The 14374-nt window shown below is 52.3% G+C and carries 11 protein-coding genes; all 11 read right to left on the bottom strand.

Annotation, left to right across the window (positions count from 1 at the left end; translation table 11 throughout):
- Nucleotides 1–26 precede the first annotated feature (26 nt).
- Entirely contained in the window at nucleotides 27–863 is an 837-nt protein-coding gene (gene ybgF, locus DW350_RS05980) for a tol-pal system protein YbgF (protein ID WP_115718003.1), read from the bottom strand.
- Nucleotides 864–866: 3 nt separating this feature from the next.
- On the bottom strand, nucleotides 867–1394 hold the full coding sequence (pal, locus tag DW350_RS05975; RefSeq protein WP_115718002.1) for a peptidoglycan-associated lipoprotein Pal: 528 nt from the start codon (nucleotides 1392–1394) through the stop codon (nucleotides 867–869).
- A 39-nt stretch (nucleotides 1395–1433) separates the two neighbouring features.
- A complete protein-coding gene (gene tolB, locus DW350_RS05970) occupies nucleotides 1434–2780 on the bottom strand; it encodes a Tol-Pal system beta propeller repeat protein TolB (protein ID WP_115718001.1) in 1347 nt (448 codons plus the stop codon).
- Between the two features lie 10 nt (nucleotides 2781–2790).
- Nucleotides 2791–3696 carry a cell envelope integrity protein TolA gene (gene tolA, locus DW350_RS05965; protein WP_115718000.1) on the bottom strand — a complete coding sequence of 302 codons (906 nt, stop codon included), beginning with the start codon at nucleotides 3694–3696 and terminating at the stop codon, nucleotides 2791–2793.
- Nucleotides 3697–3698: 2 nt separating this feature from the next.
- Complete coding sequence (gene tolR / locus DW350_RS05960) at nucleotides 3699–4136, bottom strand: protein TolR (protein ID WP_115717999.1); 438 nt, start codon at nucleotides 4134–4136, stop codon at nucleotides 3699–3701.
- Entirely contained in the window at nucleotides 4133–4825 is a 693-nt protein-coding gene (tolQ, locus tag DW350_RS05955; RefSeq protein ID WP_115717998.1) for a protein TolQ, read from the bottom strand. The genes tolR and tolQ overlap by 4 nt, the downstream gene beginning before the upstream one ends.
- A complete protein-coding gene (ybgC, locus tag DW350_RS05950) occupies nucleotides 4822–5217 on the bottom strand; it encodes a tol-pal system-associated acyl-CoA thioesterase (RefSeq protein WP_115717997.1) in 396 nt (131 codons plus the stop codon). The genes tolQ and ybgC overlap by 4 nt, the downstream gene beginning before the upstream one ends.
- A gap of 46 nt (nucleotides 5218–5263) precedes the next feature.
- The gene (locus DW350_RS05945) at nucleotides 5264–7405 is read right to left on the bottom strand and encodes a prolyl oligopeptidase family serine peptidase (RefSeq protein ID WP_115717996.1); all 2142 of its coding nucleotides are present in this window, start codon (nucleotides 7403–7405) and stop codon (nucleotides 5264–5266) included.
- A 498-nt stretch (nucleotides 7406–7903) separates the two neighbouring features.
- Nucleotides 7904–11590: an autotransporter assembly complex protein TamB gene (tamB, locus tag DW350_RS05935; RefSeq protein ID WP_115717994.1), complete on the bottom strand. Its 3687-nt coding sequence runs from the start codon at nucleotides 11588–11590 to the stop codon at nucleotides 7904–7906.
- Nucleotides 11590–13308 carry an autotransporter assembly complex protein TamA gene (gene tamA / locus DW350_RS05930; RefSeq protein WP_226911401.1) on the bottom strand — a complete coding sequence of 573 codons (1719 nt, stop codon included), beginning with the start codon at nucleotides 13306–13308 and terminating at the stop codon, nucleotides 11590–11592. Before tamA ends, tamB begins: the two co-directional genes overlap by 1 nt.
- 56 nt (nucleotides 13309–13364) lie before the next feature.
- Complete coding sequence (ruvB, locus tag DW350_RS05925) at nucleotides 13365–14369, bottom strand: Holliday junction branch migration DNA helicase RuvB (protein ID WP_115717993.1); 1005 nt, start codon at nucleotides 14367–14369, stop codon at nucleotides 13365–13367.
- Nucleotides 14370–14374 lie beyond the last annotated feature (5 nt).

Raw genomic sequence — 14374 nt, 5'->3', positions numbered from 1 at the left:
GATTGCGCAAAAAGCCAACAGAAGGATTAAAGACTGGCCAAACGGTCCTTGGCCAGACGGGCCGAAGTACTGTCAGGATACTCTTTCATCACACGCTTGAAGTAACCCGAGGCGCCGGCTTTGTCACCTTTCTCTTGGGCGATGATACCCAGCTTCAGCATGGCGTCAGCACGCTTAGTGGAGTTGGGGTAGTGATTGACCACTTGCGAGAAAGATTGAGCCGCCTCACCTAACTTACGGTCACTGTAAAGCAGCTGACCCAGCCAGTAATTGGCGTTATCAATGTAGGAGGACTTTGGAAAGTCTTTGATGAACTTTCTAAAAGCAACCGTGGCTTTGGCGTAGTCCTTTTGCTTAAGTACCAGCCCTACCGCACGGTCGTAAGCGTCGTTCTCACTGAGGTTATCGGAGTAGCCGTCACCCTTGCTGTCTGTCGCTGCTGCGCCGTTATTGGCAGCAGGCGCGGCGGCAGCATCAGAGGCTGAAATAGCGCCAACCGGCACTGTCGCAGTGGTGTCAGTATTGGTAGCACTTGCATCACCGGCACTGGACGGCTGCTGCAGAGCGGCTAACTCTTTATAGATCTCCCGCTGCCTATCCAACAATTGCTGGATTTGATGGCCATGCTCTTCGGTAATACCACGAAGATCGCTCAGATCATCCTGCAGAGAACTTAAACGTTGCTGCATCTGAAGCTGCATACGACTACGGGACTCAAACTGCGCTTCCAGACGCGATACTCGGGTGGCCAGATCCTCGCCCCCCACGCTGTTGCCATCGGCATCCACTACGGGAGCCGACGCCGCATGTGCGGCGCCGGACAGGCCGACCAACAAGAGCAAACTTGTCAGCGGTTTTTTCATAACTTAGTAAACCAATACTGCGCGACGGTTTTTGGCGTAGGCAGCCTCGGTGTGGCGAGGATCCAGCGGCTTCTCTTCACCGTAGGAAACGGTGCTGATTTGAGAATCCAGCACGCCCAGGCCTTCGAGGTATTGCTTAACGGCTTTGGCACGTTTTTCACCCAGAGCAATGTTGTACTCAGGGGTGCCACGTTCGTCAGTGTGACCTTCGATCAGCACTTTAACGTCTGGATGGTCACGCAGGTAAGTTGCGTGGGCTTCCAGCAGTTCGGCAAATTCAGGACGGATGTCGTATTTGTCGAAGTCAAAATAAATGATGTGCTCGCGGCGCATTTCATCCATACGCTCTTTACGTTGTTCTTCCGGTGTTTTAACCGGGGTAACAGCGCCAGTAACAACCTGTTGTTGGTCTTTCTGGTTGGAATCGGTCTGAGAAGTAGTCTTGTCAGTACCAGAAGTAGAAGAACAGGCTGACAGGGCCAGGATTGGCAGCGCCAGCAGCATCCCTTTCAGAAGTTTATTGTGTTGCATCGTCAGGTCCTTATATTGTTTATGACTGCAAGGTTTTTTTTACAAAAAGGGTGACCAGGCCGGAGCCTTCACCTGTCCCTGGCGGGCCGGCAAGCGTGCTTGGAAACGCCCGTCTACCGACACGAGGCCCAGAACCTTTTTCCCATGATAAACGGTGGCATAAATAATCATGCTGCCATTAGGGGCAAGGCTAGGAGACTCATCCAATTGTGTTTCCGTCAATATCTGCATTGTACCGGTTTGCAGATCCTGACGCGCTATCCGGTAATGCCCTTGAGTGCGATTTACCATCACCAAATATTTTCCATCTGGCGTAATAGAACCACCTAAGTTCTGCTCACCTTCAAATGTCAAGCGTTTTACGGCTTTCGTTGCCAAATCTACACGATAAAGCTGTGGACGACCACCCCGCTCTGACGTAAATACCAGAGATTTAGAATCAGGATACCAAGACGGTTCAGTGTCTATCGCGTAATGATTTGTCACCCTTGTTTCTTTCTTCGTAGCCAGGTCCATCACGTAAATTTCAGGGTTTCCATCTTTTGATAAAACCATGGCTAACTTTTTACCATCCGGGGACCAAGCGGGGCTGCCGTTAATTCCCGGGAAGGACGTTAACTTTTCACGACTCTGGGTATAAAGATCCTGAATAAAAATTTCAGATTTGTGATTTTGGAAGGAAACATAAGCCAATTTTGAGCCGTCAGGAGACCAGGTGGGGGTCATTAAAGGTTCCCGCGCCTTGGTAACCATGGTTTCGTTATAACCGTCGTAATCAGACACCATCAGGCGGTAGGGATAATCCGGGTCGTCGTGGTCAACCAGCACATACGCAATGCGGGTTAAAAAGGCGCCGCGCTCACCGGTCAGTTTCTCGTAAACGATGTCAGAAATACGGTGTGAATACTGGCGGAACTGGCGAGCAGTGATTACCGCTTGGCGAGAGTCCAGCACCGCTGAGCCACCTTTAACCAAGGTGCCGTTTTGCAGCTGCTGTGGATTGCTGCCGGTCACCTTGCCGCGCATCACATCCACCAAACTAAAGCTCACCAGATACTTCCCGTTGCCATAGGGCTTAACCGACCCCATAACAATGGCTTCAACCCCTTTGGTTGCCCAGGCTTGGTAGTGAATATCATCTACCGTCTTGGGCTGCTCGGGCATGGCACTCACCGCCAGCGGTGAAAACTTGCCGGAGTTGCGAAGGTCAGAACTAATCACGTCTGCCGGTTGCATTTGATTCGGGTCATTGCCTTCCATGGTGAAGGGCAATACCGCTACCGGGCGGGCGGTATCCACCCCACCGGTGATGACAATATCCAGCGCCGCTTTAGCGTTAAGGCTGACGGTCAGCAGGCAGATAAAAAGGACATTGAGAATTCGCACATTAACCTCGTTAGAACTCTGGCCTGTAGGTTAGATTCAAATCGCGCATTTTGGCGAAAACGTCTGGGTCTTTTGAAACCGGTAAGGTTTGTATTTTCCAAAGCGCTCGTTGTACAGCGTCATATAAGGATTTATCCCCAGAAACATATTTAACGTCCAAGACTAACCCACTGGGAGCCAGCGTCACATGAACCTGGGCTTCTTTCCCTTTCATGCTCTCGTCACGAATAATGTTCTGATTAATCTGCTGCACAATCAGTGCTTGGTATTTTTCCAGTTCAGTTAACACTTGTTTTTGCCGCGCCTGGGCGCGTTGTTGTGCTTCAGCCGCCATTTGGTCGGCTAATTGTTTTTCAGCCAACTTACGTTGCCGCTCGGCTTCTTCCTTGCGTTTCTTTTCAGCTGCTGCTTTTTTGCGCGCTAATTCTTCCTGCTTACGTTTTTCTTCTTCGGCTTTTGCTTGGGCCTCGGCCTTTTTACGTTTTTCGTCGGCCGCTTTTGCTTCTGCCTCGGCTTTCTTTTTCTCTTCCAGTTTTTTCTGGCGAGCAATTTCTAGCTCTTTGGCTTTTTGCTGTTCTTCGGCCTGCACTTTTTTGGCGTCTTCGGCTTGTTTTTGCGCATCGGCCTGTTGTTGTTTCAATTCGGCAATGCGTTTTAACTCGGCCTGACGCTGATCTTCAAGCTTTTGCTGACGCTCAACCTCGGCTTTACGCTGGGCGGCCTGCTCAGACTTAATGCGCTTCACCTGATCTTCGATTGCTTTACTATCAACCGCCTTGGCGGTGATGGGCTCACCTTGAGGTTGCGGCATTTTCGGAGTCTTGTTGAAATCCAGTGACACCCCAAGCAACACCACAATCAATACGTGCAGGCCAATGGCGAGGCCTGCAGGCAGCCCCATGCCGTCTTTTTGCATGGCTACTTCTTCTCCTCGGGCGGATCGGTCATCAACCCGACATTGTCGACACCGGCCCCCTGCAAAGTCCCCATTAGCTGCACCACTTTCGCGTACGGTACGGCGCCATCACCGCGGATAACCACCGGTGTTTTAGGGTCAATTTTGCGCTGGGCGGCCACTACGGCGGCCAATTCAGACACATCTTTATACTGCTCGGCCCTGTTGGAACCCATTTGCAGGTAATAGGTTCCGTCTTTGGTAACCGACACCACCGCCGCCGGATGGGAATCCGGTGGCAATGGTTTAGAGGTCTGCTTAGGCAGGTCTACCTTCACACCCTGAGTAATCAGGGGCGCTGTCACCATAAAGATGATCAACAGCACCAGCATCACGTCGATATAGGGAACGACGTTGATCTCGGCAACAGGGCGGCGGCGTTTACGCGGCGCTGCATTCATGCTGCCTGACCTCCGTCATTAGCAAAGACCTGGCGATGCAGGATGGTGTGAAATTCTTCTTGGAAGTTCAGGTAGTTAAGCTCGAGCTTCTCAACGTTATGGGAAAAACGGTTGTAGGCCATTACCGCCGGAATAGCGGCAAACAAGCCCATAGCGGTGGCAATCAGCGCCTCAGCAATGCCCGGCGCTACCATCGACAGCGTGGCTTGCTGCACATTACCCAAGGCAATAAAGGAGTTCATGATGCCCCAAACGGTACCAAACAGGCCGATATAAGGGCTGATGGAACCGACCGTTGCCAGGAATGACAAGTGCGACTCGAGGGTTTCAACTTCACGGTTTAACGTTACCCGCATCGAACGGTCGGCCCCGTCCAGCACCGATTGTGGGCTGCGGCTGGAGCTTTTTGACAAGCGGGCAAATTCTTTAAAGCCGGCGGTGAAAATTTTCTCTGGGCCACCCAGTTCATCTTGGCGACCATTGAGTTCTTGGTAGAGCTTGCCTAAATCCACTCCAGACCAAAATTTGTCTTCAAAGCGGTCAGCTTGGCCTTTGGCATGTTTTAACACCCGATGGCGCTGGAAAATCAATGTCCATGAAAAGACAGAGAAGGCCAGCAATATCAGCATCACAATCTTTACCAGCACACTCGCTTGCAGGAAAAGACTAATAAAGGACATGTCATTCACCCTTTGAGCACTCCCAATACGGTCGAAGGGATGGCTGTGGCTTTTCCTTTGTTCTGATCGACACAGGCCACCAACACTTCGGCTTCACACAAAATTTGACCCCCTTCTCTGAGCAGCTTCTGGTTAAAGGTGAGGCTCGCGCGTTTAAGCACGGTTACCTCACTTTGCACCGTCAGTAACTCATTGAAGCGGGCCGGTAAATAGTTATCCATCTTAACAGAGCGCACCACGAAGGCGATACCGGCTGCCAAGAGGTCGTCTTGCTCCACATCAAAGCTTCTGAGCCACTCGGTACGAGCGCGCTCAAAGTACTTTAGGTAGTTAGCGTGGTATACGATGCCACCGGCGTCGGTATCTTCGTAATACACACGTATCGGCCATTGATGCTGCATAAGGCCCTCATCATGAAAAAGGTGAGCTTAAGATCCCCTGAACACTCTAATGAGTTTCACCCAGGTTCTTAAGCAAAAACGCAAATATATCGGCAGCCTCACGGATCTTCATCGAGGTTGGCTTGCCGGCACCATGCCCGGCTTTATGTTCAATGCGCAGAATGACAGGGGCATTACCCTGCTGGTCTGCCTGTAAGGTCGCCGCAAACTTATAAGAGTGGTAAGGCACCACCCTGTCGTCGTGGTCTGCGGTCATCACCATGGTGGCCGGATAAACCCGCTTTTTCAGGTTTTGCAGCGGTGAATAGGCATAAAGGTAGGGAAAATCGCTGGCATTATCTGCACTGCCGTATTCACTGGTCCAGGCCCAGCCGATGGTGAATTTTTGAAAGCGCAGCATATCCAGCACGCCAACAGCCGGCAGCACCGCCCCAAACAAGTCTGGCCGCTGGGTTAACGCCGCCCCCATCAACAGGCCGCCGTTACTTCGCCCATAGGCGCCCAGCTTCGCCGGCCGGGTGTAACCCATTTCAATCAGGTATTCGGCGGCGGCATAAAAATCGTCAAAGACGTTTTGCTTGTTTGCTTTCATGCCCGCTTGGTGCCAGGCCTCACCGTATTCGCCACCGCCGCGAATATTGGGCACGGCATAAATGCCGCCCTGCTCCATCCAGGCAATGGTGGCCGGGTTGAACCTTGGGGTAATGGAGATATTAAAACCGCCGTAGGCATATAACAGTGTTGGGTTATTGCCATCGAGTTTGATGCCCTTTTTATGGGAGATCATCATCGGAATGCGGGTGCCATCTTTAGCCGGGTAAAACACCTGCTCTGACACATAATCTTTTGGGTCGTAGGCCAGGGTTGGTTGGCGATACACCGCCACCTTGTTGGTGTTCATATCCAGCTTGTAAACGCTGGGCGCCTGGATGTAGGAGCTAAACGAAAAATACACATCGGGGCTATTGATACGGCCATTAAGGCTGGACACGGTGCCTTTACCCGGCAGCGGCACCGAGCTTAAAAAACGGCCCTTGCGGTCATAAATCTTCAGCTGCGACAGCGCGTCTTTCATGCCGCGCACCATAAACTGGTGGTTAAACATCGACACCCCGGCGATGGGGTTATCCCCTTCGGGGATCACGGTCTGCCAATAACGCTTAGCGGGCTTACGGATGTCGATAGCGATGATCCTGCTCCTGGGCGCATCCAAGTTGGTTTGGATGTAAAACACCGGCCCATCGTTACCAATAAAGCTGTAAGACGCTTCCAGTTTTGGCAACAAAGGCACTACCGGACCATTGTACTTTAGGTCTTTATAAAATAAGCGGTTACGTGAATCCGTACCTTTAGAGACATAGATAATTAAATAGCGTCCGTCATCAGACACATCGGCGCCAAAACCCCAGTCTTTGTGGTCGGGACGTTGGTAAATCAGCCGGTCTTGGCTTTGCGGCGTGCCTAAGCGGTGGTAGTAGAGTTTTTGGTTGTAGTTAGTACCGGTTAGGGCTTGGCCCGGTTTGGGTTTGTTATAGCGGGCATAAAACACCCCCTTATCGTTTTTGTCCCAAACCGGTGTCGAAAATTTTATCCATTTAAGCTGGTCTTTTAACGGCTTGCCGGTGGCGACATTAACAAACTGCCATTGCTGCCAGTCAGACCCCGACTGAGACACCCCGTAAGCGAGGGTTTTACCGTTATGAGCCACCGCCGTTGCCGACAACGCCACTGTGCCATCGTCAGAAAAACGGTTCGGGTCTAACAACACCCGCGCACTGCCTTTGGGGCCGTCTTGCACGTAAAGCACGTCTTGCGACTGCAAACCGTCGTTACGGAAATAAAAGAGGTTGCTGCCCTTAAAAAAGGGCGGTGAGAATTTCTCGAAATTCCAAAGCGAGGTAATGCGGCTTTCTAAATCGCTACGGACTTTAATGCTTGCCAGATAACGGTCTGCATAAGCTTTTTGCTTTGCTACCCACTGCTGTACCGCTGGGGTATCTTTTTCTAGCCAGCGGTAAGGGTCAGCCACTTTGGTGCCAAAGTAGTTATCGACCTGATTATCGGTGGCCGTGGCAGGGTACAGGCGCTTATTGGTGGCAACCGTGTTGGCCGGTTGTGCATGTTGTTGGCAGGCAGTTAGGGTCAGCAATACCGTGCTGAGCAACAGGGCAGAGAACTGTCCTTTCATGTTGTTTTCCTTGGCAGAACGTCTGCTGAAGGCCAACGATGCCCGTTCAACAAACAAAAAGCGCTGTATTAAAATTTGCTAATAGCATAACACTGCACATTTATTCACTGGGGCATGAATATTTCACATGTCGCTCATTTTATAAGCAAACAAGCATCTATTTGATTTTTAATAAAAAAGTAACCTACTCTGTGCCATCCCCCCAAGACAGCCACCACGAATAGCCATTTAGCATTAGTTTTTTTTATTAATAACCACAATTTTTCTCGGTTGAGAGGGCGAAACCGCATCAGCATAATGCGCAGCGTCGGACGGCGGCACCACGGACTTTGGGTGCCACACTGGCTGTCCGACATCTTGTTTTTGGTAGTGTGATTGATTAGCTATTGCCCACTGGCAATATCGACGTTGTTCTTCCCTGGACATTCCTTCCTTCAATGTGGTTGTTCTGCCCGAGACCTTGTCTCGGGCTTTTTTTTGCCACCAGCGCCCTTGGGCTCAGAACTCAAACTTGTAGAACAGATCCAATGCTTGGTTAACGCCATTAACCGCTTGCAGATATAAGCGCGGCAGCAATTCATAGCGAAGTTTCACTTGCCCTACCGAGTTAAAGACCCCTACCCCGTATTCAAGCTGTAAGCCCGGGGCCAAGTAACCGGAAATCGCCACCTGGGTGCCGCCGTCAGTGGTGCTGGAGGTGTCGATGGCAACATCAGACAACCCTAAGGTTTCAGCCACCCCGGTAACGGCGCCACCAAACTGGTTGATACCGGCCGACAGCAACATCGCCTGCATCACCGCGTTACCACTGGTGCCTTCGGTGCTATCGAGGCCTTTGCCGCGAAGTAAATACGAAAGCTGCTCGCTTTGCTGCATATCCGGGTCGGAATAAAGCTCGACCTTGGGATTGGCGGCATCGCCGGTAACCTTAACGCCCACCGTGATGGAGCTATCGCTTAAGGTGTTTTTATTGCGAATGGCCTCAATATTGAGGTTTGGGCTATCGAGGGCACCATTAAACAAAATCGACCCGGTGTTAATCACCAGGTTTTGACCGTATGCCTTGTAGATGCCGTCCACCAGCTTAATCTCGCCATTGCCGCGCATGGCCTTGTTGGGGTCTTGGTTAATCATTAAGCCGCCTTCCAGGCGGGTTTTAAGACCCATGGCTTCTAGCCGCACGTCTTTGCCCAGCTTCACGCCAACATGCATAGCAAAAGGTGCGCTGGCCTGCTGCGGTTTAAGATCAGGGTTGCTGGTAATGACCACCACATCTTTGGACGTACTGACCGCACTTTTGGGAAGTTCTTTCACCTTAATGCGTGCCCAAGGCACCTCAACTTGCCCCTCCAGACGGGTTTCTTTACCGAGCGCTAGGGTTAAATCCGGGCTCACTTTTAAATCGCCGTAGCCGGGGTAGCCCGCTTCAAGGTTGTTACCCTTAACGTTAATCTCGCCGCTTATCGGCATCTTGGTCCAATCCATATTGCCAGACAGCTTTAAGTCGCCTTTGCCCAGCTTGGCAGAGCCGCTAAGCTCTGCCGCCGTGCCTTTAATATCCAAGGCGGTATTAAAATCGCTGATGGTGACCATGTCGGAATTGGTATTCACGCCGCCACCGGTCAGCGCCAACTTACCGTAGAAAAGCGGCTGATTCAGAGAGCCGGCCAAGCGGCCCTCGCCATTGATCTCGCCGGTCAGGCTGTAAACCTCAGGGATAAGCGGTGCCAACCAACCCAAGGTGAAATGCTTAATGGCAAGGTTGCCAGAAAGGGTGCGGCTTTGCTGGGGATCAGTCACCTTGGCATCGAGGTTAAGGGTGCCTAAGGCATCTGAGCGGAAGTTAAGGTTGCTGGTAAGCGCCTTGTCATCAAGCTGGGCGCTAAGGGTTAGCGCCTGATAGCCGACGTCTTCTTTGCCAGAGACAAACTGGCCAGCCGTGGTTTGAAAATGCGCTTTGAGCTGCGGTTTGGTGCCTTGCCAACTGGCGGTGGCGTCACCGGATAATACCGCCTGCCAGTGAAAGTTATCCGGCAAAAATGGCTGCAACCTGGCCAGGTTCAAGTCCTTTAAATGCAGCCCGGCAGAGCCACCCTTGGCATTAGCGTTAATGGCATCGATACATAAAGACGCAGGCTGTGAGGTCCAGCAATGGGCACTGGCAGTAAAGGTTTGTTGCTTAAAGCCAAGCCGCACCGCCTTTTGTAACTGCCAGTTTTTAAGCGGTGTTGTAAACTCGGCCTTTGCCAACTCACCTTGCCAATTTTCGCCGTTAAGATGGCCGGTTAACCGCAACGAGCCGCCAACTGGGTCGCCTTTAAACGCTAGGGTAAGCTTGTGATCTGCAGCGCTACCGCTGGCATTGACAGCCAAGTCATTAACGCTGATATCCCCCTGGTTTAGGTGCGCCAATTTAACGCTCACCTTGCCTTCTGGATTGGCCGTTAAAGTGGCATCCGCATCAACACTCAAGCCTTGGGTTTGAATATCCTGATAGCTAACCCCTTGGCTACTGAGCGCCAATGTTACATGCGGCTTATCAACGGTGCCGGTAAGTGCCCACTGACCTTGCAGCGCACCTTGCACGCCAACGCCATAAAGGCCAAGGTTGTTGGCCAAAAGCTTGCCTTTAATGGCTAACTGCTGGCTAAGGCTACCTTTGGCACTCAGGCTGTTGTCGCCGTTTTTTACCTGTAAATCAACATTGCCATGTAGCGCCTGATTAAGCGCCACCGCGCCCGTTACCGCCAGCGACTGATTGGCCAAAGTGCCCTTTAAATCAGGCCTGGCAGTCAGTTGCCATTTTTCGCCATTGAGCGCAAAACGGCTAGGCAGTTGCCCAGAGACAGCGCCTTTTAGCTGCGGCGCCCAAAAACCGGGGTCAAAGTTGTCAAGGTTTAGAGTGCCATTCCACACCAGCCCCTGTTGCCAGTTGAGTTGGCCATTAACTAAGGCTTTGCCCTTTTCCATGGCCAGGCTTAGCTGGCTAATGCTGAGCTGATGGCTGTCGCCGCTGGCGTTTAAATCGATGGTTGTTGGGGGGATCTGCGGGCCTTGGCCTTGGGTATGCAGCGCCAGCTGATACTGGTTTAAGCTGCCCTTGGCGGTCAGGGTGCCGGTTTGTAATTGATATTGCGGCTGTTGTAACGGCCAGCCTAATTGGGGCCAATCCAGTACCACATCAAAAGGCAAGGTGGGTTCGAGCGGTTGCAATGCCCCCTCAAGACTGGCCGCAACCGGGCCTTTACCTTTGATGTTAAAGGCTAAATTGGCCACCGAACCATTTGCATTAAGGCTGAGATTTTCACCATTTAGCTGCCCGTCCATCAGCGCCTTTTTCAAGGTTGCCACCACCTTTAACGACAGTGGGTACTTACCGCTTAAGGTAACTTTACCGCTCCCGGTAACCGAGGCCAGTTGGTGGTCAACTTCCAGTTTGTTAATGGTGACTTGGCTGCCTTGCATTTGCGCATCCAGTGTCACCAACGCCAGCGCCTGCTTTTGGCCGGCAATATCAAAGCGGCTGTTTTCCAGCACCAGGCTTTCTAAGTCCACCGCAAACGGCAGCGACACAGTGGGCAGGCTAATGGCCGCAGCGGTTTTGGCGGCCGGCGTTTGCGTTGTAGCCGCAGGCGCACTTGCAGGTACGGTGATGGCGAGCCCATCAACGGCAATACCGTTGATATCGAGCCCTTGTTTATTCCAGAGCCCCTCCATACCAAAGTGTCCGGCAGCAATATGGGTGCCATCGACCAAGACATCGATATTGGAAATATCCATGTCATCCACTTCAGCGGTAACCGGCAACGTAAAATCACCAGCCGGTGAACTGTCGGTAGCAGCTTGGCTGCTGTCTTGGCTGCTGGTTACTTTGACCTTGACCATAGAGGCCGACAACGACTGCACATGCACCTTGCCGTGGACAAGGGCTGGCGCGGTGACATGCAGTGCCAAGTCTTTAATATCGACATCAACACCGCCGCTATGCCAGCCAAAACGAGAAAAGTGCCAGCCATCAACGACGTTACCGCTATCAAGGGTGCCGGACAGCCCTGCCACATAATGGGTTGCTTGGTGCCAAAGCCACTTGTTACCGGTGTCGGTCAGCACCAGGCTTGCTGGGATCAGCACCAGCAAAACAATCAAAGTCAGGAAGGTCCATGACGCCCACTTCAACCAACGCATCAGATTTCGGGCCCCATGGTGAAATGAATACGCCAAGGCACGTGGGTTTCACTCACCCCAAACGCTAAATCAATGGTGATGGGGCCAATAGGCGTCATCCACTTCACCCCAAAGCCGGTACCGATTTTCCATTGTGAAAAGCCACCGGCATAGCTGTTGGTGGCGGTACCGGTATCAACAAACCCCGCCAGCCGCCATTTTTCGGCAATGCGATGGTCATATTCCAGGCTCAGTGCCGTGGTGTATTTGCCCCCCACCAACTCGCCTTCGCTGTTGCGAGGGGCAATGGTTTTGTAACCAAAGCCGCGCACGGTTTGGTCACCACCGGTGAAAAAACGTAACGATGGCGGCAGGTCGTCAATGTTATCAACCCAGGTTAGGCCTTGTTCGGCGCGGGCAATAATACGGCCATTTTCCCCCACCGTTCTTAACCATTTGGTGCGCCCCCACACCCGCACAAAACGGGTATCAGAGACCAATGCCTGGTCAGAACCTTCAAGGGTAATTTGTTCGCTGTCACCCCAGGTGAGGTTAACGCCGCCTTTGGTGCGGGTGCGATTGTAAGCAACGCCGGGGATCACCAGAAACACATCATCCTGCTGGTCAGCCTGGGTGTAAGATTCATACAGAGTACGGATAAATAGATCCCGACTCCAGTCATTCGTTTTCTTATCCCATTTATGAAGTGCAAAGGTAAGTTGCTGACTTAGCGTATCTTCTTGGTCCAAATACTGATAACCACCCTGAAAGCTGTAGAACTGATTTAAGGGATCGGCCCGAGGAATACGGTACTCAAAGGTGGCTTCTTGGCGCGGTGCCGACACCGTAAAATCAGTGGTAAAACTGTGCCCGGCTTTGTTCAAAAATGGCTTAGTCCAGGAAAGCGACGCCCTTGGCCCTTCGTCAGACGAGGCCCCTACCCCCAACTCCACCTGGTTATCTGACTTAGCGCGCAGCCTTAAGGTTAAGGGAATGCGGTGCTCGGCATCGGCTTTATCAATACGCGGGATAAGCTCGACACTGCGAAAGTACTTGGTGGAAGAAACGGTGCGGCTAACGTCGGTAACTTGTGACGCCTGGTAAGGGTCGCCTTCTTTTAAGGTCAGTATTTTATCGAGCAAGGTGCCAACCTTGCGGTCGGTATCAATGCTGAGCTTACCGTAGCGGTAGCGCACGCCACTGGCAAAATCGATGTTGACATCGGCAGCATGGGCTTCGGGGTACACCTTCACTTCGGCTTTTTTAAACTGCGCATCAAAGTAGCCGCGCTGCAACGCCAGACTTTGCATACGGCTTTTGGCGTTTTCATAGCGGTCATGGCGCAGCACGCCACCTTCTTTTATCGGCAGGTTATTGAGCAGCTCTTGGAAAACCGGGTCTTTTTCGGCATCGCCACTGACGGCAACCGTAATATGGCGAAACCGCACAGGCGTGCCGGCCTTAATGGTGAGCGGCTGGGTGCTGCCATCGAGGGCGCCAAATTGAATATCGGGCTGATAATAGCCAAGGGCTTGCAGCGCCTTTTGTACCTCTGCGGTAATGTCTTTACGGTAACGGCCAACACGGTCAGCCTTAATGGGCGGCAGTTGCGCTAGGTAAATCTCGACATTGTTTTGCAGCTCGCCATCCAGGCCCGAGACATCAAATTCAACATTTTTGGGCGCAGAGGCCGCCCACAAAGAAGCGCTGTAGCCACCCAGCAGCAGCGCAATAAGCAAGTAAACTCGTCGTAAAGGCGAAAGCGTGGTCACAAAGATCCCAAACAAGATAACGGTTATTCATCACGGCTCAGGCCAAAATGGCGGTAGGCCCTGTCTGTGGCAATACGCCCCCGCGGGGTACGCTGCAAAAAGCCTTGTTGGATCAAAAAGGGTTCGAGCACATCTTCGATGGTGTCCTTTTCCTCTCCGATGGCAGCAGCAAGGTTATCAAGCCCCACCGGGCCGCCGAGAAACTTGTCAATGATGGCCATCAACAGCTTCTTATCCATATAGTCGAAACCTTCGTTATCGACATCGAGCATATCAAGCGCTGAAGCCGCTATCGCGGCGTTGACATTGCCGTCGCCTTTTACTTGGGCAAAGTCGCGCACCCGGCGCAGCAGGCGGTTAGCAATTCGTGGCGTACCACGGCTACGGCGCGCCACTTCCAACGCGCCGCTATCGTCCAGTGTTAAATTCAGGTACTGGGCGCTACGGCCAACAATGGTGGCCAAGTCTTCGACCTTGTAAAACTCCAAACGTTGCACAATGCCGAACCTGTCGCGCAGGGGCGAGGTTAACGAGCCGGCGCGGGTGGTGGCACCAATCAGGGTAAAGGGCGGCAAGTCGAGCTTTATTGAACGGGCCGCCGGGCCTTCACCAATCATGATATCCAGTTGGTAGTCTTCCATGGCCGGGTAAAGAATTTCTTCAACCACTGGGCTTAAACGATGAATTTCATCAATAAAAAGCACGTCATGCGGCTCAAGATTGGTCAGCATTGCCGCCAAGTCGCCCGCCTTTTCCAGTACTGGGCCAGAGGTGGTTTTAATGCTCACCCCCATTTCATTGGCCACAATGTTAGCCAGGGTGGTTTTACCTAACCCAGGCGGGCCAAAAATAAGCAAGTGGTCCAGCGCTTCTTCCCTGCCCCTGGCCGCTTCGATGAAAATTTCCATCTGCGCGCGCACATGGTCCTGCCCTTGGTAATCTGCCAAGGATTTAGGGCGAATGGCGCGGTCGATAACATCGTCTTCGCGGTCGGCTTGGGGAGTAATAAGGCGGTCGGCTTCAATCATGGTTT

The sequence above is a fragment of the Gallaecimonas mangrovi genome, from assembly GCF_003367375.1.
GTDB lineage: Bacteria > Pseudomonadota > Gammaproteobacteria > Enterobacterales > Gallaecimonadaceae > Gallaecimonas > Gallaecimonas mangrovi.
Note: the sequence above shows the minus strand (reverse complement) of the source record. Positions and strands in the feature narration are given on the sequence as shown.